25 protein-coding genes and 1 tRNA gene are annotated in these 24,759 nt (G+C 67.9%); 11 read left to right on the top strand and 15 right to left on the bottom strand.

Annotation, left to right across the window (positions count from 1 at the left end):
• Positions 1–100: 100 nt before the first annotated feature.
• A complete protein-coding gene (locus VN11_RS15975) occupies positions 101–448 on the top strand; it encodes a RidA family protein (RefSeq protein WP_049465077.1) in 348 nt (115 codons plus the stop codon).
• A 64-nt stretch (positions 449–512) separates the two neighbouring features.
• Here the strand turns inward: VN11_RS15975 and rnfB are convergent, their stop codons facing one another.
• The 9 genes from rnfB to VN11_RS15930 all read right to left on the bottom strand — a co-directional run bounded on the left by rnfB (position 513) and on the right by VN11_RS15930 (position 9,570).
• A complete protein-coding gene (rnfB, locus tag VN11_RS15970) occupies positions 513–926 on the bottom strand; it encodes an Rnf electron transport complex subunit RnfB (protein ID WP_053450453.1) in 414 nt (137 codons plus the stop codon).
• Positions 927–950: 24 nt separating this feature from the next.
• Complete coding sequence (locus tag VN11_RS15965; RefSeq protein ID WP_053450452.1) at positions 951–1,541, bottom strand: HAD family hydrolase; 591 nt, start codon at positions 1,539–1,541, stop codon at positions 951–953.
• A gap of 77 nt (positions 1,542–1,618) precedes the next feature.
• Complete coding sequence (gene metG / locus VN11_RS15960; RefSeq protein WP_053450451.1) at positions 1,619–3,700, bottom strand: methionine--tRNA ligase; 2,082 nt, start codon at positions 3,698–3,700, stop codon at positions 1,619–1,621.
• Positions 3,701–3,800: 100 nt separating this feature from the next.
• The gene (locus tag VN11_RS15955; protein WP_006462411.1) at positions 3,801–4,244 is read right to left on the bottom strand and encodes a DUF2147 domain-containing protein; all 444 of its coding nucleotides are present in this window, start codon (positions 4,242–4,244) and stop codon (positions 3,801–3,803) included.
• A gap of 337 nt (positions 4,245–4,581) precedes the next feature.
• Positions 4,582–4,986, bottom strand: a complete 405-nt coding sequence (gene gloA2, locus VN11_RS15950; RefSeq protein WP_049457550.1) for an SMU1112c/YaeR family gloxylase I-like metalloprotein — start codon at positions 4,984–4,986, stop codon at positions 4,582–4,584.
• Complete coding sequence (locus VN11_RS15945) at positions 4,983–6,053, bottom strand: serine hydrolase domain-containing protein (protein WP_053450450.1); 1,071 nt, start codon at positions 6,051–6,053, stop codon at positions 4,983–4,985. The genes gloA2 and VN11_RS15945 overlap by 4 nt, the downstream gene beginning before the upstream one ends.
• Before the next feature lie 16 nt (positions 6,054–6,069).
• Positions 6,070–8,010 (bottom strand): DUF885 domain-containing protein, encoded by a 1,941-nt coding sequence (locus tag VN11_RS15940; RefSeq protein ID WP_053450449.1) that lies wholly within the window; start codon positions 8,008–8,010, stop codon positions 6,070–6,072.
• A 94-nt stretch (positions 8,011–8,104) separates the two neighbouring features.
• Positions 8,105–8,890 (bottom strand): queuosine precursor transporter, encoded by a 786-nt coding sequence (locus VN11_RS15935; RefSeq protein WP_053450448.1) that lies wholly within the window; start codon positions 8,888–8,890, stop codon positions 8,105–8,107.
• Positions 8,887–9,570, bottom strand: a complete 684-nt coding sequence (locus VN11_RS15930) for a DUF502 domain-containing protein (RefSeq protein WP_008266500.1) — start codon at positions 9,568–9,570, stop codon at positions 8,887–8,889. The genes VN11_RS15935 and VN11_RS15930 overlap by 4 nt, the downstream gene beginning before the upstream one ends.
• Positions 9,571–9,646: 76 nt before the next feature.
• On the opposite strand from VN11_RS15930, the gene VN11_RS15925 reads away from it, so the two are divergent.
• Entirely contained in the window at positions 9,647–10,960 is a 1,314-nt protein-coding gene (locus VN11_RS15925) for a hypothetical protein (RefSeq protein WP_053450447.1), read from the top strand.
• A gap of 8 nt (positions 10,961–10,968) precedes the next feature.
• On the opposite strand, the gene VN11_RS15920 is transcribed toward VN11_RS15925, so the two are convergent.
• Positions 10,969–11,685 carry a hypothetical protein gene (locus VN11_RS15920; RefSeq protein ID WP_053450446.1) on the bottom strand — a complete coding sequence of 239 codons (717 nt, stop codon included), beginning with the start codon at positions 11,683–11,685 and terminating at the stop codon, positions 10,969–10,971.
• Positions 11,686–11,732: 47 nt separating this feature from the next.
• Positions 11,733–12,185, bottom strand: coding sequence for a DUF4442 domain-containing protein (locus tag VN11_RS15915; RefSeq protein ID WP_053450445.1), 453 nt, complete (start codon positions 12,183–12,185; stop codon positions 11,733–11,735).
• 226 nt (positions 12,186–12,411) lie between these two features.
• Between VN11_RS15915 and VN11_RS21910 the strand changes: the two genes are divergently transcribed.
• Complete coding sequence (locus VN11_RS21910; RefSeq protein ID WP_080374944.1) at positions 12,412–12,864, top strand: REP-associated tyrosine transposase; 453 nt, start codon at positions 12,412–12,414, stop codon at positions 12,862–12,864.
• Positions 12,865–12,916: 52 nt separating this feature from the next.
• On the opposite strand, the gene VN11_RS15910 is transcribed toward VN11_RS21910, so the two are convergent.
• From VN11_RS15910 to VN11_RS15895, 4 genes are all read right to left on the bottom strand, one after another.
• Positions 12,917–14,539, bottom strand: a complete 1,623-nt coding sequence (locus VN11_RS15910; RefSeq protein WP_053450444.1) for a CHASE2 domain-containing protein — start codon at positions 14,537–14,539, stop codon at positions 12,917–12,919.
• On the bottom strand, positions 14,536–16,242 hold the full coding sequence (locus tag VN11_RS15905; RefSeq protein ID WP_053450443.1) for a FecR family protein: 1,707 nt from the start codon (positions 16,240–16,242) through the stop codon (positions 14,536–14,538). Before VN11_RS15905 ends, VN11_RS15910 begins: the two co-directional genes overlap by 4 nt.
• A 107-nt stretch (positions 16,243–16,349) precedes the next feature.
• Complete coding sequence (gene trxA, locus VN11_RS15900; RefSeq protein ID WP_053450442.1) at positions 16,350–17,207, bottom strand: thioredoxin; 858 nt, start codon at positions 17,205–17,207, stop codon at positions 16,350–16,352.
• 142 nt (positions 17,208–17,349) lie between these two features.
• Complete coding sequence (locus VN11_RS15895; RefSeq protein ID WP_053450441.1) at positions 17,350–17,616, bottom strand: hypothetical protein; 267 nt, start codon at positions 17,614–17,616, stop codon at positions 17,350–17,352.
• Between the two features lie 156 nt (positions 17,617–17,772).
• Between VN11_RS15895 and VN11_RS15890 the strand changes: the two genes are divergently transcribed.
• From VN11_RS15890 to VN11_RS15855, 8 genes are all read left to right on the top strand, one after another.
• Positions 17,773–18,372: a DUF998 domain-containing protein gene (locus tag VN11_RS15890; protein WP_053450440.1), complete on the top strand. Its 600-nt coding sequence runs from the start codon at positions 17,773–17,775 to the stop codon at positions 18,370–18,372.
• Between the two features lie 105 nt (positions 18,373–18,477).
• Positions 18,478–21,120: a leucine--tRNA ligase gene (gene leuS, locus VN11_RS15885; RefSeq protein WP_053451360.1), complete on the top strand. Its 2,643-nt coding sequence runs from the start codon at positions 18,478–18,480 to the stop codon at positions 21,118–21,120.
• 136 nt (positions 21,121–21,256) lie between these two features.
• Complete coding sequence (gene lptE / locus VN11_RS15880; protein WP_053450439.1) at positions 21,257–21,841, top strand: LPS assembly lipoprotein LptE; 585 nt, start codon at positions 21,257–21,259, stop codon at positions 21,839–21,841.
• 9 nt (positions 21,842–21,850) lie between these two features.
• A complete protein-coding gene (gene holA, locus VN11_RS15875) occupies positions 21,851–22,888 on the top strand; it encodes a DNA polymerase III subunit delta (RefSeq protein ID WP_053450438.1) in 1,038 nt (345 codons plus the stop codon).
• 3 nt (positions 22,889–22,891) lie between these two features.
• Positions 22,892–23,557 carry a nicotinate-nucleotide adenylyltransferase gene (gene nadD, locus VN11_RS15870; RefSeq protein ID WP_053450437.1) on the top strand — a complete coding sequence of 222 codons (666 nt, stop codon included), beginning with the start codon at positions 22,892–22,894 and terminating at the stop codon, positions 23,555–23,557.
• Between the two features lie 58 nt (positions 23,558–23,615).
• A complete protein-coding gene (rsfS, locus tag VN11_RS15865) occupies positions 23,616–24,026 on the top strand; it encodes a ribosome silencing factor (RefSeq protein WP_008265938.1) in 411 nt (136 codons plus the stop codon).
• Between the two features lie 64 nt (positions 24,027–24,090).
• Positions 24,091–24,561 (top strand): 23S rRNA (pseudouridine(1915)-N(3))-methyltransferase RlmH, encoded by a 471-nt coding sequence (gene rlmH / locus VN11_RS15860; protein WP_005418108.1) that lies wholly within the window; start codon positions 24,091–24,093, stop codon positions 24,559–24,561.
• 22 nt (positions 24,562–24,583) lie between these two features.
• Positions 24,584–24,660, top strand: a tRNA-Asn gene (locus tag VN11_RS15855).
• Positions 24,661–24,759 lie beyond the last annotated feature (99 nt).

Raw genomic sequence — 24,759 nt, 5'->3', positions numbered from 1 at the left:
TCGGAGCCCGGTAGTGGCGTTGCGCGGCACGTCCGCGTGCACCCATCGTTGACCGCTTTGGAGGACAATGCAGGCCTGATCACCCGCAGGAGCCACGCCCATGATGGAGCGTTACGACGTCGGACCGCGCATGTCCGAAATGACCGTGTACAACAAGGTCGCCTACCTCTCCGGCCAGATTCCGGAAGACACCAGCCAGGACATCACCGGTCAGACCCGGCAGGTGCTGGCGGAGATCGACAAGCTGCTGGCGCTGGTGGCCAGCGATCGCCAGCACGTGCTGCGCGCGGAAGTGTTCCTGGCCGACATCGCCGACTTCGAGGGCATGAACAAGGCGTGGGACGAGTGGGTGGTCGAGGGCGCGACCCCGGCCCGCGCAACGTTCGAAGCCAAGCTGGCCCACGCCGAGTGGAAGGTCGAGATCGTGGTGACGGCGGCGGTGCCTTAATCATTGAAAGGGGTCAGATCCCTTTTCCGTTGGAATAAGGATCTGACCCCTTCTGCAGACCCCGTTACAGGGGCAGCATCTCGATGCAGTCCACCGGGCACGGCGGAATGCACAGCTCACAGCCGGTGCACAGATCGGCGATGACCGTGTGCATGTACTTGGCACCGCCGACGATGGCATCCACCGGGCAGGCCTGGATGCATTTGGTGCAGCCGATGCAGTCGGCCTCCACGATCAACGCAACCTGCGCGGCCTTGTGCTCGCCGCGCGAGCGGTCAAACGGAATGGCCGGTGTGCCCAGCACCTGGGCCAGTGCACGCGCACCGGCGTCGCCACCCGGTGGGCAGCGGTCCACGCCCGCCTCGCCGCGCGCCATCGCCTGCGCGTAGGGGCGGCAGCCGTCGTAACCGCATTGCCCGCATTGGGTCTGCGGCAGCAGTCGGTCGAGGCGTTCGGTCAGGGGCGGGGTCAGGCTCATGCGTGGCGAAGGCTGCGCGTTGGGTTACTTCAGGGGTTTGCCACGGAACCAGCGCTCGTGGGCCAGTGCCAGCATCGGCTTGTCTTCGGAACTGTCGCCGTAGGCATGGATGCGCACGTAGCGCGACAGATCGAACTGGCGACGGATGTGCTCGACCTTGTGCGGGCCGCAGTCGCCACCGGCATAGCGACCGGTCAGGCGGCCGTCCTGGCTCTCCAGCCGGTTGCAGATCAACTGCAGGCCCAGCTGCTCGCACCATGGCTTCAGGTACAGGTCCAGCGAACCGGACACGATCACCACGGTGTGCTGCTGTTCCTTGTGCCAGCGGATCTGCTCCAGCATTTCCGGGCGCACCACCTCGGGCAGGAATTCGCGCGAGAAGCCGGCGGCCAGCGTGGTGATGTCATCGCTGTGGCGGTCGCTGAAGGTCAGGCGGGTGACGCGTGCACGGATGCGTTCGGCCGAGATCAGCTTCAGCTTGTACGCCACCAGCCACGGGCCGACTTTCCACCACGCCTGCGCCAGCTGTTCGGCCGTGGCCACGCGGCGCAGGAAACGGCCATAGGTATCGCAGGTGGTTACGGTGTGGTCGAAGTCGAACAGCGCCAGTTCCATTCCGTTGCCTCCCATCGCGTTGCCCCCGTGGCCGGTGCTGCCGGCGGGCGCGGCCGTGGCCACGCCCGCTTGAGGCATCAGCGGACCGGCATGCCCGGCAGTGCGCCGCTGTCGGCGTCCAGCAGCGCCAGCGCGCCGCCGTCGAAGCCGGCCGACAGGATCATGCCTTCGCTCAGGCCGAAGCGCATCTTGCGCGGGGCCAGGTTGGCGATGAACACCACGCTGCGGCCCACCAGCTTTTCCGGCTCACCGTAGCTGCCGCGGATGCCGGAGAAGATCTGGCGCTTGCCCAGCTCGCCGGCATCCAGTTCAAAGCGCAGCAGCTTGTCCGAGCCTTCCACGAATTCGCACACCAGCACCTTGCCGATGCGCAGGTCGAGCTTGGCGAAATCATCGATGCCGATGTAGGCCGGCGCGTCGGCGCTGTTCGCTTCGTCCTTGGCCGGTGCCGGTGCGGCCGGCTTGGCGGCGTCGGCCTTGGCGGCGGGGGCAGCAGCGGCGGCCGGCTGCAGGGTGTCCTTGGAGGCGTCGATCATGGCGTCAATCTTCTTCGGGTCGATACGGGTGAACAGCGGGGTGTAGTCGGTGATGCGGTGGCCCAGCAGCGGCTGCACCAGGTCGGTCCAGTCGTTCACCGGCGCAGCCAGGAAGGCCTCGGCCTGCGCGGCGGTGGCCGGCAGCACCGGCTTCAGTGCGGTGACCAGCACGCGGAACAGGTTCAGGCCCTGGCTGCACACCGCCTGCAGCTGCGCGTCGGCGCCTTCCTGCTTGGCGATCACCCACGGCTTGACGTCGTCGATGTAGCGGTTGGCTTCGTCGGCCAGGGTCATGGTCAGGCGGATCGCCGCAGCCGGGTCGTTGCGCTCGTACGCTTCGCGGATCGGCGCCAGGCCATCGACGAAACGCTGGTACTGCGCCGCATCGGGCAGCTGAGCGGCCAGCTGGCCGTCGAAGCGCTTGCTGATGAAGCCGGCGCAGCGGCTGGCCAGGTTGACGAACTTGCCGACCAGGTCGGCGTTGACGCGGGCGATGAAGTCACCCAGGTTCAGGTCGAGATCGTCGACGCCACCGCCGGACTTGGCCGCGTAGTAGTAACGCAGCGCTTCCGGTTCCAGGCCAGCGTCGAGGAAAGTGCGGGCCATTACGAAGGTGCCGCGCGACTTGCTCATCTTGGCGCCGTCCACGGTCAGGTAGCCGTTGACGTGCAGGCGGGTCGGCGCGCGATGGCCGGTACCGTGCAGCACCGCCGGCCAGAACAGGCCGTGGAAGTTGACGATGTCCTTGCCGATGAAGTGGTGCAGCTCGGTGCTGGTGCCGGCACGCAGGTGCGCTTCGAAGTCTTCGCCGAGCTTGCCGCACAGGGTCTGGAAGCTGGACAGGTAGCCGATCGGCGCGTCCAGCCAGACGTAGAAGTACTTGCCCGGCTGGCCGGGAATCTGGAAACCGAAGTACGGCGCATCGCGCGAGATGTCCCACGCGCGCAGGCCGCCTTCGGCATTGAGCCATTCACCCAGCTTGGCCTTCACGCCCGGCAGGGCGACATCGCCGGCAAGCCAGTCGCGCAGGAACGCATCGAAGTGGCCGACCTCGAAGAAGAAGTGCTCCGAATCGCGCATTTCCGGGGTGGCACCGGAAATGACCGAACGCGGCTCCTTCAGGTCGGTCGGCGCATAGGTGGCGCCGCACACTTCGCAGTTGTCGCCGTACTGGTCGGGGCTGCCGCAGTTCGGGCAGATGCCCTTGACGTAGCGGTCGGGCAGGAACATGCCCTTGGCCGGGTCGTAGAACTGCGCCACCGAACGGCGGCTGATGTGGCCGGCCGCTTCCAGCTTCAGGTAGAACTGCTCGGTCAGCGCCTGGTTGGCCGCCGAGTTGGTCGAGTCGTAGTGATCGAAGGCCACGCCGAAGGCGGCGAAGTCACGCTCGTGGCTGGCCTGGATGTTGGCGATGAAGGTTTCCGGGGTGACCCCGGCCTTTTCCGCGGCCAGCATGATCGGCGTGCCATGGGTGTCGTCGGCGCAGACGAACCAGGCCTTGCCGCCGCTCATTCGCCGCGCACGCACCCAGATGTCGGCCTGGATGTAGCCGACCAGGTGGCCCAGATGCAGCGGGCCGTTGGCGTAGGGCAGGGCGGTGGTGACGAGCGCGGTACGGGTCATGGTCGCGGGGTGAAGCCGAGGGGAACCGCAGAGTATCGCATGCCCGCAACGAGGTGACCCGGCCGGGGCCGGGTCACGGGGGTGAAGCGGGCCAGGGCGCTTATTCGCGCTGCCAGGTCTGCGCGCGGCAGATGAAGGCGATGCAGCCGGATACGTCCAGCTTGGTGCCACCTGGCTGCAGTTCCATCTTCGACTTGTAGGTCTTGCCGTTGGCCGGGTCGAGGATGGTGCCACCGGACCACTTGTTGGCGCCGTCGGCCTTCAGGTTCCAGAGGATGGTCATGCCCTTTACCGGCTTGTTCTTGTTGGCGCCTTCACAGCCGTCGCAGACTGGGTTGGGACCCTTGTCCGAGTGCAGGATGTCGACCACCTTGCCGGTCAGGGTGCCATTGGCGGCCTGGGTGATCTCGACGATCGACTTCACCTTGCCGGTCTTGTCGTCGATGGTCTTCCAGCGGCCGGCGGCGCCGTCGGCGGCCTGCGCCGAGAGCGCGGCCAGGCACAGCGGCAGCGCCAGCAGCAGGGTCTTGAAGGTCTTGCGCATGGTCCCCTCCCAGGGTTCATTCCGGCACGATGCCGGTACGGGTCGACTGTATACCCATTCGGCGGGGTATGGGGAAGGGGGGGGCTTTGCAGGGCTTGCAGCCCTGCACCTGCTCAATGCAACGGCAACGGCAACGGCAACGGCCAGAGCCAGAGCCAGAGCGGCATTCCGTGGGATGGCAGGGCACTGTGGGTTTGCGGGGCCGCCGTAAACCCGTCCATGGGGGCTTGGTCGCCGCATCCATGCGGCTCACACCCCGCAAACCCACAGTGCCCAGCCTTCGACAGGTTCACGCTGCTGATGGTGGGTGCCGACCGTTGGTCGGCACGCGGTCGGCTCAACCGACTTCGTACAGCTCCAGCGGCAGGTCGTCGGGGTCGGCGAAGAAGGTGAAGCGGCGGCCGGTGTATTCGTCCACGCGGATCGGTTCGCAGGCCACGCCATGCGCTGCCAGATGCTGGATGAACGGCTCCAGCGCGGCAACCCGGAACGCGAGGTGGCGCAGGCCCTGGGCCTCGGGGCGGCTGGGCCGCGGCGGCGGCGAGGGGAACGAGAACAGTTCCAGTTGGCCGCCGTCGGGCAGGGCCAGGTCCAGCTTCCAGGAATCGCGCGCGCTGCGGTGGTTCTCGGCCAGCACGCGCAGGCCGAGGATACGCACGTAGAAGTCCTTCGAGCGCGCGTAGTCGCTGCAGATCAGTGCGGCGTGATGGATGCCCAGCAGGGCGTCGGAAGCAGCCGTCATTGCAGGATGTCCAGCCAGCGCTGGGCGATCTTCAGCGCCAGCGGATAGGGTTCGGGGTCGTTGCGGTTGGTCAGCACGATCACGGTCAGGTGCTTTTCCGGGTGGCGAACGATCACGTTGCGGAAGCCGATGCTTTCGCCGCTGTGCCATTGCACAGCGCCATTCAGGCGCCAGCCGAAGCCGTAGTGCGGCACGTCAGGTTCGGTGGTCGTGGTGGCCGGGCTGAACATCGCGCGGCGCGAGGCCTTGGACAACAGGCGGTCGTCATACAGCGCGGCATCCCAGCGGGCCAGGTCGTCCAGCGAGGAATAGATGCCGCCATCGCCGAGTACGGCGCTGGTGGTGCTCTGGTCGGTGCGCTGCCAGCGGCCATCGAGCCAGCTGTAGCCATAGGCACGCGTGGCGATCGTGTCGACACCGTCCTGGTGGGCCACGGTATGGGCCATGCCCAACGGGCGGAAGATGCGCTGCTGCAGGAAGGCTGCGAAATCCTGGCCCGAGGCGCGTCCGGCGATCAGTGCCAGCAGCGCGTAGCCGCTGTTGCTGTACCGGTACTGCGTGCCGGGCGTGAAGTTCAGCCGGTCTTCGCGCGAGAGCAGGGCCAGCACGTCGGCATCGTGCACCTGCCGCGGGTCGGCCGGGTCCATCAGGTCTTCGTAGTCGAGCAGGCCGCTGGTATGCGACAGCAGCTGGCGGATGGTGATGGCGGCGGCAGCCGGTGGCAGTTCGGGCAGCCATTGGCGGGCGGTCTGGTCCAGCCCGAGCCGGCCGTCCTCCACCAGCAGCAGCACCGCCGCGGCGGTGAACTGCTTGCTGACCGAGGCCAGCCGGAAGTTGCTGGCCGGGGTGACCGGGGTGCCGTCTTCCACCACCGCCAGCCCGTAGCCGCGACGGAATACCGGCTGCCCGTCATGCAGGACCAGCACCGCAGCGCCGGGCACCTGGCCGTCATAGGCCTGCATCAGGCCGTCGATACCCGCATCCGGTGGGGTCAGCACCGGGGCGGCGGAGCTGGCTGGGGGTAGCAGGCCCAGCACGGCGACGAGCAGGACGACGGCAGGGCGCATGAGGGCTCCGGTCGGGTCAGGGTGAAGGGGCGGGCGTGGCACTGGCCGGCTCGGCCATCCAGCGTTCCATCTTGCGGTCCAGCACGTCCAGCGGCATCGAGCCGTCCTTCAGCAGTTCGGCGTGGAAGCGACGCAGGTCGAAGGCGGCTCCCTGGCGGGCCCTGGCCTTGTCGCGCAGGGCCACGATGGTGGTCAGGCCAGCCACGTTGGAGAGCGCCTGTCCGGGCTGGGCCATGATCCGCTCGACTTCGGCATTGGCGTCATCGCTGCTCATGTCGACCGTCTTCTGCAGGTAGGCCACGGCCTGCTGCTTGCTCCAGCCCTGTGCGTTCACGCCGGTATCGGCCACCACGCGCGCGGCACGCAGCAGGCGCGAGTACAGGTAGCCGATGCGGTCGTAGGGATCGGTGTAGATGCCGAGGTCTTCGCCCAGCGTTTCGGCGTACAGGCCCCAGCCTTCGACGAAGGCGAGATCACCTCCGAGGCGGCGGAAGCGCGGCAGCTTGGCCAGTTCCTGCTGCAGGCCCAGCTGCACGTGATGGCCGGGGATCGCCTCATGCAGGTACTGCACCGGCACGATCCAGCGTTTGCGGCTGGCCAGGTCGCGGGTGTTCACGTACAGCACGGCGGACTGCCCGGGCAATGCCGGCTGGTACGCGGCGGCAGCGGCAGTCAGCGCCCGCTCCGGTTCCACCGCGCGCACCTCAAGCGGTGCCTTCGGCAACGTATCCAGCACCTGCGGCAGGCGTGCGTTGACCTGCTGCTGCACCTGGCGGTAACGGTTGATCAGTGCATTGGCGTCCCCGTACTGGAACTGTCGATCGTTGCGCATGCTGCGCAACAGCTTGGCCGGGGTGCCGCGCAGCTTGGCATCCTTCATCACCGTGGCGATCTGGGCCTGCAGCTCCTGCGCGCGCTGTTCGCCCAGCGCATGCAGCTGCGCGGCGGACTGGTTGCTGGCGGTGGTCTGCACGATCAGGTTGGCGTACCAGGCCTGGCCATCGGGCAGCGCGCCCAGGCCACTGCTGGCACGCGTGGCCGGCAGGTACTCGGTGGCGATGAAGCCGCGCAGGGCGCGATAGGCCGGCATGATGCGCAGCTCGATCATGCGCTTGTATTCGGCGCTGATGCGCGCCTTGTCCTCGGCCGCGATGGTGTCCGGCATGGTGCGGATCGGCGACCAGAAGATGCTCTCTTCGGCGGTCGGCTTGATCACCGCATCCAGCTGCGGCAACACTTTTTCCATCAGGTCGCGTGGCTGCACGACGCCGGCCTTCATGCCCTGGCGCATGTTGTCGATGGCCTGGTCGAACAACTCGGGAATGCCGAGCGAGCGGCGCGACCAGGTGTCGTAATCCTGCACGGTGTTGAACGGCTGCGCGCCGGCACCGGCACCGAGAATCGCCATGATGCTGCCGATGTTGTAGTACTGGCTGATCGGCATCATCCAGCTCGGGTAGCGCTCGGCGGCCAGCGAGGCGCGTGCGTCGCGCACGAAGATCTCGTAGCTGAGCAGGTCCTGGCCCTGCAGGCCGTCACTGCCGAGTTTCTCGACCTTGCCCAGCCATTGCGTGGTGAAGTCGTGCGACTGCTGGCGCCAGGCGGCTGACAGGATGTTGGGCAGCTGGTCGTTGTAACGCGGCTCGCCCTGGAAGGTCGCCTGCAGCGGGTTCAACCGCATCGAGGCATCCCAGTATTCGTCGTACAGGCGCTCCAGCTGTACCTGCTTGGGTACGGCGCGCGCGGGGGCTACGGGACGCGGCGTGGCGCGGCGCGCCGAACTGCCGCGGGCCGGCGCGGTGGCGCGGGCGGGCTTGGCCTTGGGCTTGGCCGCCTGGCGGGTCTGCGCGGTGGCAGGGCGGCTGGCCTTCTTCTTCGCTGCTTCGGCCGGCGGTACGGCACTGAACAGGAACAACGCGGCGATGGCGGCGGCCAGGACGCGGGTGGGATGCGGCATCAGGAGCTTCCGTGGAACACAGACCGTGGAGCTTGCACGATCCGGCCGCGTACGGCCAGCGTGAAGGCGCAGTCAGCTGGCGCTCGCTGGGGCTTCAGTCAGCCGCGGCGGCGGCGCGCAATGCGGCCGCGCGTTCGACGCCCAGGTAGCGGGTGATCGCACGTCGCATCAGGTACAGCAGGGGGATCAAGGCGATCGCAAAGCCCATCTTGTAGATGTAGTTGACGCTGGACACCGCCAGGAACAGCGACGTCGGCCAGTGCTGCGGGCCGAGCACGAAGGCGATCCAGATCACCACGAAGCTGTCCACCACCTGCGAGATCGCAGTCGAGCCGGTCGCGCGCAGCCACACATGGCGTTCGCCGGTGGCCTGGCGGATGCGGTGGAACACCGCCACGTCGATCAGCTGGCCAAGCAGGAACGCGACCAGCGAACCGGCGATGGTCCACATGCCCTGGCCGAACACCGCAGCAAATGCGGCCTGGTAGTCCGGCACGCCGTGAGCGTCCATCGAGGTGACCCACCAGCTGGCCGGCGCCAGCGAAATGGCCGCAAAGGCGAACAGGAAGCCGTAGCCGATCAGCACCACCGCCAGCCACGAGATGAAGCGCACGCCGCGCTTGCCGAAAAACTCGTTGATGGTGTCGGTCATGATGAACACCACCGGCCACAGCAGGGTACCGGCGGTGAAACTCAGCGAACCGGTCTGGCCGAACAGGTTCCAGTTCAGCGGATCGATGCCCAGCGTGTCTTCCAGGGCGAAGATCTTCACCCCGATCAGCTCGGCCAGCACCGCATTGCCGCAGAAGAACGCGGCCAGCACGATGAACAGCAGGACCGCGCGGTCCTGCAGCGGGCGCTCGATCGGCGCCGGGGTCATTCGGCGCGGTCGCCGGCGCGGGTGAACGGCACGCTGGACGGCGCCACGGCGCCGCCGGAAATGATGAAGCTCATCGCCTGGTCGACGGTCCAGTCGGTGGGCGTCAGCAGTTCCACCGGCACGATTTCCAGATAGCCGGACGTCGGGTTCGGCGTGGTCGGCACGTACACCGCGGCCAGTTCACGGTCGGTGCCGTGTTCCTTGATCACGCGGGTAACCAGCCCGACCGACTTCATGTCACGGTGCGGAAAGTCGATCAGCACCACGCGCTGGGTGCTGCCCGGCTCGGTCTGCAGCATGTCCAGCAGCTTCTTGGCGCTGTCGTAGATGATGCTGGCCAGCGGAATGCGCTTGATGACCGCACCCACCCAGCGCAGCAGGCGCTGGCCGAGTACACGGCGACTGGCCACGCCCACCGCCAGGATCACCAGCAACGTGGCCAGCAGGGCGATGGTGTCCTGGATCCATTCGGCGCGCACCCAGCCGAGGTAGTGCGGGAAGCTGGTCGCGATCTGCTCGGACAGCGGTACCACCAGCGGGCTGGAAATACCCGACAGCAGCACGAACACGAACTTGACCACGACCCAGGTCAGCCAGATCGGCAGCAGGGTCAGCAGGCCGGTCAGGAACAGGCGCTGCAGGGAGGGGCGGGGAACCAGGGCGGGGGCTTCGAGCGACATGCGCGCATTGTAGCGGTGACCGCGGGTCGATTACGCTGGGCAATCAACTGCGGCAACGGCACATGGAAGGGACGCTGTGTTGAAGATACTGCGTGGGTTGGGTTGGACCCTGCTGGGCCTGCTGGTGCTGGCCATCGTTGTGTGGTGTGCCTCGCGCATGTGGCCCATCCCCGAATCGCGGCTGCAGGCGCAGCAGCGGCTGGAAACCCGCCTGCCGGCAACCGGGCGCAATGGCTATGCGCAGTTGTGGACGCTTGGCGTTGACGGCCTGGATGCCCGCCAGCGCGAGCAGGCGCTGGCCGAAGACGTGCGGCGCTGGGACGCCGACCCGCACGGCAATAACGTCACACAGCCCCAGCTGGCCAGCGCCCCCGGCGGCTTGCATTCGCGCCCATCCGCCAGCTGCGGCCCGGCCGCCAGCGGCTGCCTGGCGCAGGTGCGCGCCGATCCGCAGCGGTTTGCCGAAGCCCACGCCGGTCACCAGCTGCTGCATGCGCGCCTGGACCAGCTGGCCGAGGCGGACCACTTCGTGTCGCCGTTCCAGCCGAAGGGCGAAGGCATCCAGGTGCCCCTGCCGACCTATGGCCTGGTGATGGATGCCACCAGCGCCCGCGCGCTGGCCTACGTACAGGGCGATGTTGATGGCGCCCTGCGCGGCAGTTGCCTGGGGCTGCAGCTGGGGCGCCGGCTGGTGCCCGGGGGCAGCTATCTGGTCGAGAGCATCGTCGGTGCCAGCCTGGTCCAGGCCAATGCACAGCTGCTGGCCGACATTCTGGTCGAGCTTCCGGCCGACCACCCGTTGCCTGCGGAATGCGCACGGGCGATGCAGCCGCTGCGGGCCGACGAACAGAGCCTGTGCCGGGCGATGCAGGGCGAGTACGCGATGAGCCAGGCGGCGATCGAAACCTCGGCGAGGGAATTCGGCGGCGTGCTGGTACTGGACCGCAGCAGCACCCTGGCACGCGTGGCCGGCAACCTCGGCTGGGCCTGCGGCGCGGCAGCGACGGCGGCACTGGAGGCGGATCGTCCGTTGCCCGTGTCGTCGCCGCCACAGCGTGACTTCGGTTGCCTGTCGAACATCATGGGTTGCGTGCTGACGGATATCGCCGCACCGGCCTATCCCGCCTATTCGTCGCGTACCCAGGACGCCGCTGCGATGCTGCGGCTGCTTGGGGCGCAGCGCTGGCTGCGGCAGCAGGCGGATGACCCGGCAGACGCGCTGCGGCGCCTGCCGGAACAGTTCCGCTCGCCGGTGCGCGCCCCGCAGCTGTCGGCCGATGGCAGCCGCCTGCAGGTGCCACGCCGCTCCCCGTCGCGCAGCAACCAGGAAAACGCCTGGCTGTCGGTGCCGCTGATCGTGGATACGCCTTCAGCCGCCGCGCGCGATTGAGGTCGGGTTCAACCGGTGCCGGCCAGCGGATCGAATGCCCAGCCATCGCCAACCGTTTCAAGCGTCCAGCGCCGACTGCTGCGCAACGGTTGCCAGCGCACGCGGTCGGTATCGGACTCGATGCTGCCTTCAACCTGTTTCACCTTGCGGGTGGAGAAGTTGACGCTCAATGATTCGGTCTGCCCGGAATTGCGCATCACCGAGTCGCGGTCGTAGCCGATCAGGGTGAAGGCGCCGTCCTGCCAGCGGAAAGTGAATGCAGTCGTGCCCATTGACCAACTGCCTGCACTGGCGAACGAAAACAGCGCCACCTTCAGGGTGCCACGCTGGATGCCGATCCCGCCGTCCTCGAGCGGATCGCTGAGTACCGGATTCTCCGGGCGCGGGATCAGCGCATGGTCCTGTGCGGCCAGCACATAGCCGGACGGGCGTGACCAGGCGATGGCGAGGATGCGGGGGTTGCTGTCATACGGCGACGGACCGAATCCCTCGTGCTCGATGACGTTGCGCGGGTCCTGCTGGCGCAACACCAGCACCAGGTCCGCGCGCCCATCCTGGTCGAGGTCGCCTTCCACTTGTGACTCCAGCATCCAGCCACCGGGCACGAAGCCGGCAGCATCGGCCGCCTGCGCCGGCAGCGCCGGGAACTGCACCGGCGGAAGATCCAGTGCGTGGACGGCGAAGGACAGCGGGGTCAGCAGTGCAGCAAGGGCGAACGGGCGCATCGGAGCCTCCATGGCGGGGAGGCAGAGGATAGCGCCGTTGCAGCCGATCAGCGTGCGTGTGGCTTCAGCCGCAGGTAGACCTGCTTGCGCACCTGCGCGACCACTTCACCGCTTTCATCAACCACGTCGTTGCTGAACCAGCGCAGCACCTTTTCGCCGCTGGCCGCTTCGGCGCGCAGTTGGTCCAGCAGCGCGTCATCGATGCGGAACGAGGTTCGCACGGTGCCGCGGCCGGGCTTGAGGAAATCGATCGCACCGGCGCGGTCCCACACGTAGTAGTCGCGGCCGAGGATGTGCAGCAGGCCGAGCATCCAGAACGGATCGGTCATCGCGAACAGGCTGCCGCCGAAGTGGGTGCCGACGTAGTTGCGGTTCCAGGGCCGCATGCGCAGTTCGACGTCGATCTGCCGGTAGTCCGGCGAGACCCGGGTGACGTGGATGCCGGTGAACAGGAACGGCGGCCAAAGATTGATGCCGAAGCGGAACAGGCGGGCGTTCATGCGGGTCCGGGGGCGCAGGGCGAGGCCTACAGTCTAACCATTCGCATGCGTATGTTGCACCGGGTGGCGGATCATCGCCATTCTGGCGTGACGGCAGGCGAGAGTCGAGTCGAGCTTGCTCGACTGCTTCCAGCGGGCCTCAATCGAACGAGTTCAGACAATGTCTGATCGCCATTTCGGGGTCTCCTGATAGGTCTGGCCGTGAACCGCGGTCCATGCTGCCCGTATGCCCAGTCCAGCCTTGTTGCGCGGCCGATGCTCCACGGTCGGATGCTTCTACGTAGTCACCACTGTCACTGCCGGACGCCAACGCGTCTTTGCAGACCCGCGATGCCTGGATGCCTTGACTGATGAGCTGCGAGGCAGCGACTGCAAGGGGATCACGCGGTCATTGGCTTGGGTGGTGATGCCGGATCATCTGCACTGGGTTCTGCAGTTGCGCGAAGGTACGCTTGGCCGTTGCATGCAATCACTCAAGTCCAGGGTGGCGATCGCGATCAACGCGCACTCCGGTGAAGGACGCCCGGTGTGGCAGCGGGGCTACTACGATCACCTGATCCGGAATGAGCAGGATGTCCGGCAACAAGCGCTGTATGCCATGGCCAACCCTGTACGTGCGGGTCTGGCATCAACCCTGGGGGAGTATCCATTCGCATGGTGTTGTTGGCCGCTCGAATGATGGGCGCGCAGTCGAGCAAGCTCGACTCTACAGGTGGAGTGCACATGGTGCCTCACGCGCCGTCGATCACACATCCGTCGCGGCCATTGGCCTTGGCCTGGTACAGGGCGGTGTCGGCGCCCTCCACGAAGTCGTGCGGCTGCAGTTCGCCGTCGGGTACGCGGGTGAACACACCAATGGTGAGGGTGATCCGCTCGCCGCCGCCATCACCCGGGGGCGGCAGTGCCCGCACGCAGGCGATGAGGTCTTCGATCACCAGGCGCGCGCCCTCGGCCGGTGTATCCGGCAGCACCAGCGCGAATTCGTCGCCGCCATAGCGTGCGGCCATTTCGCGCGGGCGCCGCGCATGCGCGCCGATCAGGCGGGCGACATCGCGCAGCACGCGATCACCCACCTGGTGGCCGTGGAGGTCGTTGTGACGCTTGAAATGGTCCACGTCGATCAACGCCAGGCTCAGCGGCTTGCCACTGCGCCGCGCGGCGTCGCATTCCTGCTGCAGCGACTGCTCGAAACGCAGGCGATTGCCGAGGCCGGTCAGCGCATCGCGGTTGGCCTGGCGGTGCCAGGCCGAGATCCGCCAGATCGCCCAGGCCAGAAGCACCAATAGAATGCCCAGCATCGCGGTGGCCGGCGCCCACCACAGATCGCTGCTGCGCAGCAGCAACCAGCTCAGCAATGGGGCCGCCGGCAACGACGCCAGCGCCGCAAGCCAGGGCAGGCGCAGGCCGAGCAGGAGGACGCACAGTGCGACCAGCACCGCGCTGATGGCCTGTTGCCATGCCGAGGGCAGTACATCGATCTGCTTGTGCTGCAGCAGCATCGAAGCGATGTTGGCCTGGTACTCGCTGCCGCTCATCCAGAATTCGCGGGTGGTCGGTGTCAGCAGGCGCGGCGCGATGCCGCTGGCGGTCATGCCGACCACGATGCGGCGGCCCTGCAGCATCGCCATGTCGACGTGGCCGTCGAGTACATCGGCGTAGGACACCTGCGGCAGTCGCTCCGGCGGGCCGGCGTAGCGCACGCGCACATAGTCGTCGCGCCGCCATTGATAGGGCGAGCCGACTCCGGGGTCGGGGTCGGGCAGGCCGTGCACGGCGCCTGCCGGCAGGCCGGCCAACGCCAGGCCCAGCGCGGGCCAATGTGGCTGGCCGATGCCGGCGTGCAGGTAGAGGCCGCGGGCGACACCGTCGCCATCCACTTCGACATCGGTGTGGCCGATGGCTGCGGCGCTGGCCGCGATCTGCGGGATCGGCAGCATTTCCTCGGCCATGCGGTCACCCGCGGCGGGCGCGGCCAGTACCGGCAGCACCACTCGGCCATTGCGGCGGATGGCCGCCGCCAGCGCATCGTCCTGGCGGCTGTCGCGCCGATCCGGTTCGGACAGCATCAGGTCCAGCGCGACGCGCTCGGCACCAGCATCGGTCAAACGGTCCAGCAGGCGCGCGTGTATCGAGCGCGGCCAGGGCCACTGGCCGATGCGTTGCAGGCTGCCTTCGTCGATGGCCACGATCAGCACGCTGGGGTCGGGGCGGTAGTCCCAGTCACCGACCAGCGCGTCGTAGGCGGTCTCGTCCTGTCGCCACAGCCATTGGCCCTGGCTGGCCAGCACGGTCAGCACACCGGCCAGCAGGGCCAGTGCGATCCGCTTGCTCCACGGCAGTGGCGAACGCCTCACAACAGCAACCAGAGCAGCACGGCACCACCGCCAGCGCCGTAGCACAGGCGGCACGCCAGCTTGATCTGCTGGGCGGGCGAAAACTCGCCGGCATGGCCGTCATCGTCGATGTACTGCACGCGCACATGCAGGGTGCCGCTCCACGGCCGCTTGAAACTGACCTGCGGCTCGGCCACGGTTTCGTCGACCAGCGGTGCCTTGAAATCGCCATGGCGATCGACCTGCACCCGGTAGCGCTGGCCTTCGCTGCCAGCCTGCCAGCGCAGGGTCAGTTCACCATGAGCCGCTTCCGGCGGTTGCAGCGCCGGGTCGACCGGTTCATTGCTCAGCTGCAGTGGCAGTGCCTGGCCGTAGCGGCCCTGGTGGCCATTGCCATCACGCGACGCGACGCGCCAGAAGTACTGGCCTGGCGGCAGTGGCTGCGCCAGGCGCAGGTCGGTGCCATGGGTCGCCTGTTCCTGCAGTGGCTGCTGGAACGTGGGATCGGAGGCGATCTGCAGCACACTGCTGCGCGCGCCGGGGGCCTGGCTCCAGCGGAAGCGCGGGCGGTCGCTGTTGATCGTCTGCGCGTGCAGGGGGGACACAGTCAGCGGCGGGGGTGGCTGGTCACTGAGTTCGAAGTCGGCGCTGGCGTCCAGGCCCTCCACGCCCTGTGCATCGACGGCGCGCAGCAGGATGCGCAGCTGGCCGGGCGGGAGGTCGCCGATCGCCAGGCGTGTATCGGTGGTGGTGGCGGCATACAGCAGGATTTCCGGGGTTGCGGACTGCACCACTTCCACGCGGTAATGCGCGGCACCCGCAACGGGCTCCCAGGCAAGCAGCGTCGGCAGCGGCGCCAGGCGCAGTTCGTCGTTGTGCAGCTGCGGTGCCGGCAGCAGCGGGGAGACCGCGTCCGGTGCGGCGTCGGCGCTGCCGCTGAGCGTGGCCTGGCCCGGCCGGACCAGGCGCTGTCCGTGGGTGTTGCCGACCTGCACCTTGCCCTGCAGGACCTCGGTCGCACCGACCTGGCCGGCGTCGCCGGCGCTGACCCGGAATACGGTGCCGCGTACGCTGCTGGTCGCGGTGGGCGCATCGATGATGTAGCGCGATGCCGGGCCGCGGGCGGGCGTGACCCGGTTGCTGGCGCGGCCCTGCTGCAGGCGCAGGCGGGTGTCCACCATGCCGGTGTGGCCATAGCGGCTGAGCTGGTCCAGGCGCAGCCGTGAGTACTCGCGCAGCTGCAGGCGCGAGGCGTCGGCGAACTCGAGGGTGACGCTGGATTCGCCCTCGGTCTGCACGGTGTCGCCGATACGCAGCTGCTCGCCCGCCAGGATCGCGCGCGTGGCGCTGCCATCGGCGCCGGACAGCTCGACCTTGCCGCGAACCGACAGCACGCGGGCCGGCGCAGGCTCTGTACGCAGCCAGCTGATCGGGAAGCGCAGCAGCTGGCCGGGCGGCAACCGATAGGGATTGTCGATGCGGTTGTGTTGCTGCAGCTGTTGCCAGCGTACCGAGGGCTTCAGGTACAGGCCGCCCAGATCCCACAGGGTATCGCCGGGACGGACCCGGTAATTCCAGTCCTGGGCGCCGGCCACGCCTGGCAGCAGCAGGAGGAGAAGGGCACACAGCATGGCGCCCTGGAAGCGCTTGGCGAACGACAGCGAGCGGACGAAGGTCACAGTTTGCAATCCCGGCAATGCGGAGGTGCAGCTGCAAGACCCCATGGCCCCGACCTCATCCCCCCGAACGGATCGTGGCGGCCGAACGGCCGCCATCTCGCGCATTATTGCCCGCGTTCAGTGCAGGGATTCTGAACGAAGGGGGCTCCCGTTCAGAACAGCAGAGAGGCCATCCTGCGGCGGTACTGGCCAACGAGGTCCTCGTCGGAGATCACATTGAAGGCATCGATCAGGGCCTTGCGCGGCAACCCTTCCTCGAAGCTGCGATCGATCCGCAGCATTTCCAGGAACTGTGCCAGTGCGGCCTCGTCATGGCCGCCGAGCAGCAGCTGAACCCCCCGCAGGTGGCGGGCCTTGAGGTCATTGCCGTCGGCGGCGATGCGCGCCTCCAGCACTTCGGCCGCGGGGGCATCCTTCAGCGCGGCCGCGAAGGACAGGCGGGCACGGGCACGGACGGCGCGGTCATCGGTGGCCAGGTTGGCGGGCAGGCCGTCGATCAGCGTGCCGGCTTCATCCACGCCGCCGATCTGCAGCAGGGCCAGGGCCAGGTCGAGCTTGAGCTCATCCTTGTCCGGCTCGGCGGCGATCTGCGCGCGCAGCACGTCCACCTGCGCCTGCGGGTCCAGCGGTGCTTCGTCCTCGGAGGTGGCATCGCCGATATCGGCGGGCACGATGCCGTGCTGGGCCAGGAACTCGCGCAGCTGGCCTTCCGGAATCGCGCCGGGGAAGCCGTCCACCAGCTGGCCACCCTTGACCAGGAACACGGTCGGTACCGAGCGGATCTGGAACGCCGCCGCGATCTGCTGTTCCTGGTCGACATCGACCTTGGCCAGTTCGAAGGCGCCGTTGTATTCGGCTGCCAGCTTTTCCAGCATCGGGCCGAGGGTCTTGCACGGCCCGCACCAGGTGGCCCAGAAATCGACCAGCACCGGCGTCTGCAGCGACTTCTGCAGGACTTCGGCCTCGAAGGTCGCGGTGGTAGCGTCGAATACGTAGGTCGTCTCGGTCATGGGGGAGGCATCGTCTGGCATCTGGAGACCGATTCTATGGTGACGATCGATGTCAGACTCAACCCTTTGGTGGCGCCACCAACCATGGCCATTCCGGGCGGGAGAGGGGCAGGCGCGGGGCCTGCCCTCGATGCGCCAGCCGTTACGTCAGCTCATCGCAGCGGACGTGATGCACGATCCAGCGCCCGGTCTTCAGCGGCAGGGTCGTTTCGGAGATGCGAGCCTGATACAGCTCAGCTGCGGTGCGGGCGTCGGGCGCCTTGATGGTGGGGCCCCCGAAGAAGTTGCTGCTCGGCGGTGCCGTGGCGCTGGGCGCGCCGATCCAGGCTGAGCACTGGAACTCGCCGGCGTGGGCCGTGGTGGCCAGGCCCAGGCTGAGCGCGCCGGCGACGAGGATGCGATGGATCATGGGAGGTCTCCCTGCATGGCGGGACTGCCATGCCCCGAGCATCGCGCGCGGCATGCCTGCGCGGATATCGAATGATTCTGAAATGTGCCGCCGCTTGGCGCCCCGCATCGTTGCCGCGACAATGGCCGGTCTTCCGCTTCTTGGTGAATCCGCGCGATGTCCGTGCTCCGGCGTGATCGTTGGTGGGGGCTGCTTGCTGCAGCCATCTTCGTCCTGGCCGTGGTGGGCTTCGGCGCGGCGCTGGACGGCTACGCGCAGGCGCGCCACCCGGTGGCTCTGCTGGGCGCACGGGGCGTGCCGCATGCGCTGGGGTTCAATCTGCTGGGCTTCGTGCTGCCCGGCCTGCTGGCGGCGGCGGTGGCCGAGTGCCTGCGCCGCCGCCTTCCGGCCACGGCCGGCTGGGCGCCGCGGGTGGGCAGCCAGATGCTGCTGCTGGCCGGCCTGGCCTTTGCGGCGATGGGGCTGCTGCCGCTGGACGTGGATGACCTGCATGGACCGGCCAGCCAGCTGCACGCCAGCGCCTGGATGATCTGGGTGCTGGGATTTGTTGCCGGCGCCCTGCTGCTGGGCATCTCCCACCTGCGCCAAGGTCTTGGCAAGGCCCTCGGTGGGGTGGCGGTCATCTGTGCCGTACTGGCGGCAATGGCGGCCTTCGCCCTGCAGGGCGTGCTGCCGGCACCGCTGGCGCAACGCGTGGCTTTCGCCTGCTGGGCGGTCTGGCTGGCCCTGGCCCTGCCTCTGTCGCGGCCTCGCTGAGACGCTCTCCGCGCACGGGCGGCGCCTGCACGCGGCAGGCAGGATTGGAGACGTTTGCCGCACTGCGGTACGCTGTACCGCTTTGCCGCCGCATCCGCGTGTTCCATGACCAGCGCTGAAACCAACGCCTACGACCCGCAGCAGGTTGAATCCGCCGCCCAGCAGTACTGGGACGCCACCCGTGCCTTCGAGGTCGACGAGACTTCGGACAAGCCGAAGTACTACTGCCTGTCGATGCTCCCGTACCCGTCCGGTGCGCTGCACATGGGGCACGTGCGCAACTACACCATCGGTGACGTGATCAGCCGCTACAAGCGCATGACCGGTCACAACGTGCTGCAGCCGATGGGCTGGGATGCGTTCGGCCTGCCGGCGGAAAATGCCGCGATCAAGAACAAGACCGCGCCGGCGGCGTGGACCTACAAGAACATCGACCACATGCGCAGCCAGCTGCAGTCGCTGGGCTATGCCATCGACTGGTCGCGCGAGTTCGCCACCTGCCGTCCGGACTATTACGTCCATGAGCAGCGCATGTTCACCCGGCTGATGCGCAAGGGCCTGGCCTACCGCCGCAACGCGGTGGTGAACTGGGACCCGGTCGACCAGACCGTGCTGGCCAACGAGCAGGTGATCGACGGCCGCGGCTGGCGTTCCGGTGCCCTGGTCGAGAAGCGCGAGATCCCGCAGTGGTTCCTGCGCATCACCGACTACGCCCAGGAACTGCTGGACGGCCTGGATGAGCTGGAGGGCTGGCCGGAATCGGTCAAGACCATGCAGCGCAACTGGATCGGCCGTTCCGAAGGCCTGGAGATCCAGTTCGACGTGCGTGACGTGGACGGCGGTGTGCTGGATCCGCTGCGCGTGTTCACCACCCGCCCGGACACCGTGATGGGCGTGACCTTCGTGTCGATCGCCGCCGAGCACCCGCTGGCGCTGCACGCGGCGAAGAACAACCCGGAGCTGGCCGCGATGCTGGCCGACCTGAAGCAGGGCGGCGTGTCCGAGGCTGAACTGGAAACCCAGGAAAAGCGCGGCATGGACACCGGCCTGCGCGCCCTGCACCCGGTCACCGGTGAGCAGGTGCCGGTCTGGGTCGCCAACTTCGTGCTGATGGGCTACGGCACCGGCGCGGTGATGGCCGTCCCGGGCCATGACCAGCGCGACAACGAAGTGGCCAACAAGTATGGCCTGCCGATCAAGCAGGTGATCGCGCTGAAGGATGCGCGCAGCGAAGAAGAGCGCAGCTGGGACGGCAGCCGCTGGCAGGACTGGTACAGCGACAAGAGCCGGCAGACCGAACTGGTCAATTCGGCCGAGTTCGACGGCCTGGACTTCCAGGGTGCCTTCGAAGCACTGGCCGAGCGTTTCGAGCGCAAGGCCCAGGGTCAGCGCCGCGTCAACTACCGCCTGCGCGACTGGGGCGTGAGCCGCCAGCGCTACTGGGGCTGCCCGATTCCGGTGATCTACTGCGCCAAGTGCGGTGCGGTGCCGGTGCCGGAAGAGCAGCTGCCGGTGGTGCTGCCGGAAGACGTGGCGTTCTCGGGCACCGGTTCGCCGATCAAGACCGACCCGGAATGGCGCAAGACCACCTGCCCGGAGTGCGGCGGTGCGGCCGAGCGCGAGACCGATACCTTCGACACCTTCATGGAGTCGAGCTGGTACTACGCCCGCTACACCTCGCCGGGTGCGCGCGATGCCGTCGACAAGCGCGGCAACTACTGGCTGCCGGTCGACCAGTACATCGGCGGCATCGAGCACGCGATCCTGCACCTGATGTATTTCCGCTTCTACCACAAGCTGCTGCGCGACGCGCGGATGGTGGACAGCAACGAACCGGCGCGCAACCTGCTGTGCCAGGGCATGGTGATCGCCGAGACCTACTACCGCCCGAACCCGGACGGCTCGAAGGACTGGATCAACCCGGCCGATGTGGAAGTGCAGCGCGATGAACGCGGCCGCATCACCGGCGCCACCCTGATCGCCGACGGCCAGCCGGTGGTGGTCGGTGGCACCGAGAAGATGTCCAAGTCGAAGAACAACGGCGTGGACCCGCAGGCGATGGTCGGCAAGTACGGCGCCGACACCGTGCGCCTGTTCTCGATGTTCGCCGCGCCGCCTGAGCAGTCGCTGGAGTGGAACGAGGCCGGCGTGGATGGCATGGCCCGCTTCCTGCGCCGCCTGTGGGCCCAGGTGCAGAAGCACGCTGCCGACGGTGCGGCCCCGGCGCTGGACGCGGCCGCGCTGGATGCCAGCCAGAAGGCCCTGCGCCGCAAGACCCACGAAACCATTGGCAAGGTCGGCGATGACTATGGCCGCCGCCACAGCTTCAACACCGCCATTGCCGCAGTGATGGAGCTGATGAACGCGCTGGCCAAGTTCGAGGACGGCAGCGGGCAGGGCCGTGCGGTGCGCCAGGAAGCACTGCAGGCCATCGTGCTGCTGCTGAACCCGATCACCCCGCACGCCAGCCACGCCCTGTGGCAGGTGCTGGGCCATGGCGAGACGCTGCTGGAAGACCAGCCGTTCCCGCAGGCCGATGCCGGTGCGCTGGTGCGTGATGCGCTGACCCTGGCCGTGCAGGTCAACGGCAAGCTGCGTGGCACCATCGAGGTGGCGGCCGATGCCGCGCGCGAGCAGGTCGAAGCACTGGCCCTGGCCGAGCCGAACGCGGCCAAGTTCCTGGAAGGCCTGACGGTGCGCAAGATCATCATCGTTCCGGGCAAGATCGTGAACATCGTCGCCGCCTGATGTACCCCGCACCGGCCACCTGCGGGGTGGCCGGTGCCATTCCGGTGCCGGGCCATGCACTTGATGGCCCTGCATTCACGCGGCTTCGGGCAGGCTGTGTGTTGCCGTGATCGCCCGGCTCCGCCAGACTGTCTACATGACCCGAATCCTGCTTGCCCTTGTTCTTGCCCTCGGCCTTGCCGGCTGCGGTTTCCATCTGCGCAGCAAGCTGATGCTGCCGACCGACACCGCGCCGGTGAAGGTAGTCTCCACCGCGCCGTACAGCGAACTGGTCAAGCTGCTCAACCGCAGCCTGCTCGCCTCCGGCGCCAAGCTGGCCGATGAAGACAGCAAGGAACCCAGTACCCAGCTGCAGGTGCTGTCCGAAAGCTGGGGTGACCTGCCGATCGCCATCGATTCGCAGGGCCGCGCACAGGAATACAGCCTGCGTTACGCGGTGATCTTCATCTTCCGTCGCGAAGACGGCAGCGAGCTGGTGCCGCAGCAGGTGATCGAGCTGTCGCGTGACTACGTGTCGCCGCCGACCGACGCCACCGGTACCACCACCGAGCGCGAGATCCTGGCCGATGAGCTGCGCCGGGAAATGTCCGCATCGATCATCCGCCGCATCGACAGCGTGGTCCGCGCCGAGCTTGAGAAGGGGGGCAGCCTGTCGGCACCGAAGGCCAAGCCCGTCGAAGGCGCGGTGCCGGCCGAGCCGGTTCCCGCAGCCAAGCACTGAGCAGCGAAGATGGAACTGCGTCCGGAGCAGCTGGCCAGCCAGGGCGCTGATGTTGCACTGGCGCCGGTCTATCTGATTGCCGGCCCGGAGACGCTGCGCGTGCTGGAGGCGGCCGACGCCATCCGCGCGCGTGCGCGGAGTGCCGGGATCGGCGAGCGCGAGGTGTTCGACGCCGATGGCCGCGATTTCGACTGGAACCAGCTTGACGCCAGCTTCAATGCGCCGAGCCTGTTCAGCGCCCGTCGCCTGGTCGAGGTGCGCCTGCCCAGCGGCAAGCCGGGCAAGGACGGCGCCGAGGTGATCAGCCAGTTCTGCGCCAACCCGGCGCCGGACGTGGTGCTGATGATCACCGCCAACGAATGGAGCAAGGCCCACCAGGGCAAGTGGGCCGAGGCGGTCAACCGCATCGGCGTGCTGTCGGTGGCCTGGGCGATCAAGCCGCACGAACTGCCGGACTGGATCGAGCGCCGCCTGCGTGGCAAGGGCCTGCGGGCCGACCCGGCCGCCGTGCAGCGACTGGCCGAGCGGGTGGAAGGCAACCTGCTGGCCGCTGCCCAGGAGATCGACAAGCTGGCATTGCTGGCCGATGGCCAGCCGCTGGATGTGGAACGGATGGAATCGCTGGTGGCCGATGCCGCCCGCTACGACGTGTTCCGGCTGCTGGAGGCGACGTTCTCCGGCCAGCCGCCGGCGGTGCTGCGCATGCTGGCCGGCCTGCGCGGCGAAGGCGAAGCGGTGGCCGCACTGATGCCGATGGTGATCCGCGAGCTGCTGGCCGGTGCCGGCCTGGCCCGGGTGCAGGCGCGGGGCGGCAACCTGGCCGCCGAAATGAAGTCGCGGGGCATCTGGGAGTCGCGCCAGGCGCCGTACAAGCGTGCGCTGCAGCGCCACCCGGAAGGCAAGCGCTGGGAGCGCTTCGTGGCCGAAGCCGGGCTGGTCGACCGCATCGCCAAGGGGCGGGCCGACGGCGATGCCTGGCTGGCGCTGGAGCGCCTGCTGGTGGCCGTGGCCGAACCGCGTGCGGTGCGCCTGCTGGCGCGGGCCTGAGCGATGAGCCTGCGGATCTATTACGGGGGCACCTTCGATCCGGTGCACCTCGGGCACCTGGCGATCGCGCGTGCCGCCCGCGATGAACTGCAGGTGGCGGTGCGCATGCTGCCGGCGGCCGACCCGCCGCATCGCGCGGTACCCGGTGCGACCGCCGAGCAGCGCTGCACCATGCTGTCGCTGGCCATTGGCGACGAGCCCGGCCTGCTGCTGGACCGCCGCGAGCTGGACCGTGCGGCGCGTTTCCCCGGTCGCCCGTCCTACACCGTCGATACCCTGCGCGAGCTGCGCGCCGAACTGGGGCCGAGCCGGCCGCTGGCCTGGCTGGTCGGTGCCGACAGCCTGCTGGGCCTGCCCAGCTGGCACGAATGGGAGGCCCTGTTCGGGCTGGCCCATTTCGTGGTGGCCGAACGCCCGGGCAGCCCGCTGCGGGCCTCGGTTGACGGCGCGCTGGGCCGTGCCCTGGAAGGGCGCTGGGCCGACAACGAACAGGCGCTGTTCGCCAGCCCGGCCGGCCGCATCCTGCGCCTGCACCACCCACTGCGTGACGAATCAGCCAGCGCAGTGCGCTCGCAGATCGCCTCCGGCGGGCCCTGGCGTGCGCTGCTGCCGCCCGCCGTGGCCGACTACGTTGCCGTCCACGGGCTGTACCGCCCCTCCACGCCGTGAATGCCGCAGCTGCGGCTTGCCCGTATAATCGCCCCCACGTTTATCGAGTCGATCCACTTTGAGCAACCAGACCCAGCCCCAGACCATCAAGGTCGATCTGCCCAGCCCGCCGCCGTCCGTGCCGGAACTGCTGGCCAGCGTCCGCCAAGCCACCGAAGACCTGAAGGCCAAGGACCTGGTCGAGATCGACGTGCGCGGCCGGTCCAGCGTTGCCGATTACATGATCGTGGTTTCGGGTACTTCGACCCGCCACGTCAAGTCGATTGCCGACGAAGTCGTGCGTTTCGCCAAGAACATCGACGTGATGCCGCTGGGCGTTGAAGGCGAGCGCGAAGCCGAGTGGGTGCTGGTTGATCTGGGTGACGTCATCGTCCACGTGATGTTGCCGCGCGTGCGCGAGTTCTACGCGCTTGAACGGCTGTGGACGGTCGGCGACCAGCCGCCGCCCAGCGACGACGAAGTGGCCTGAGCCACGCAGTGCTGCACCCTTCGACGGCGCCGATGGCGCCGTCGACGTTTTGGAGATGCCTTGGATGAAAGCGCGCCTGATCGCCACCGGTGAACGCGCACCCAGCTGGGTCGCGCAGGGGTTCGCCGAGTACCAGAAGCGGCTGTCGCACTGGCTGCCGTTCGAGCTGGTGGAAATCGAGCCTGGCCTGCGTGGCAAGGGCCGCGATCCGCGCCGCGCCACCGAAGACGAAGGCAAGCGGGTGATCGCTGCATTGCCGAAGAATGCGTACGTGGTCGCGCTCGACGTGCCGGGTCGCCAGCTCAGTTCCGAACAGCTGGCGCAGCGCCTGGAACATTGGCGTGGGCAGGGCAGGGACCTGGCCTTCCTGATCGGCGGCCCGGAAGGGCATTCGCCTGAAGTCTCGGCATTGGCCGATGAGAAGTGGTCGATCGGGCCACTGACGCTGCCGCACATGCTGGTGCGGCTGGTGGTGGCCGAGCAGCTGTACCGTGCTGCGGCGATGATTGCCAATCACCCCTACCATCGCGCGTGAAGAGTGGTTATACTAGTCGTCTGCCCGAATAGCTCAGCCGGTTAGAGCACTTGACTGTTAATCAGGGGGTCGTTGGTTCGAGTCCAACTTCGGGCGCCACTTTGAAAAACCTGCATCGCGAGATGCAGGTTTTTTTTTGCGCCGGGTAGAGTCGAGCTCGCTCGACTGCTCTGTTGATCGGCCACGACAGTCGAGCAA

Source organism: Stenotrophomonas maltophilia (assembly GCF_001274595.1).
Classification (GTDB): domain Bacteria; phylum Pseudomonadota; class Gammaproteobacteria; order Xanthomonadales; family Xanthomonadaceae; genus Stenotrophomonas; species Stenotrophomonas forensis.
Note: the sequence above shows the minus strand (reverse complement) of the source record. Positions and strands in the feature narration are given on the sequence as shown.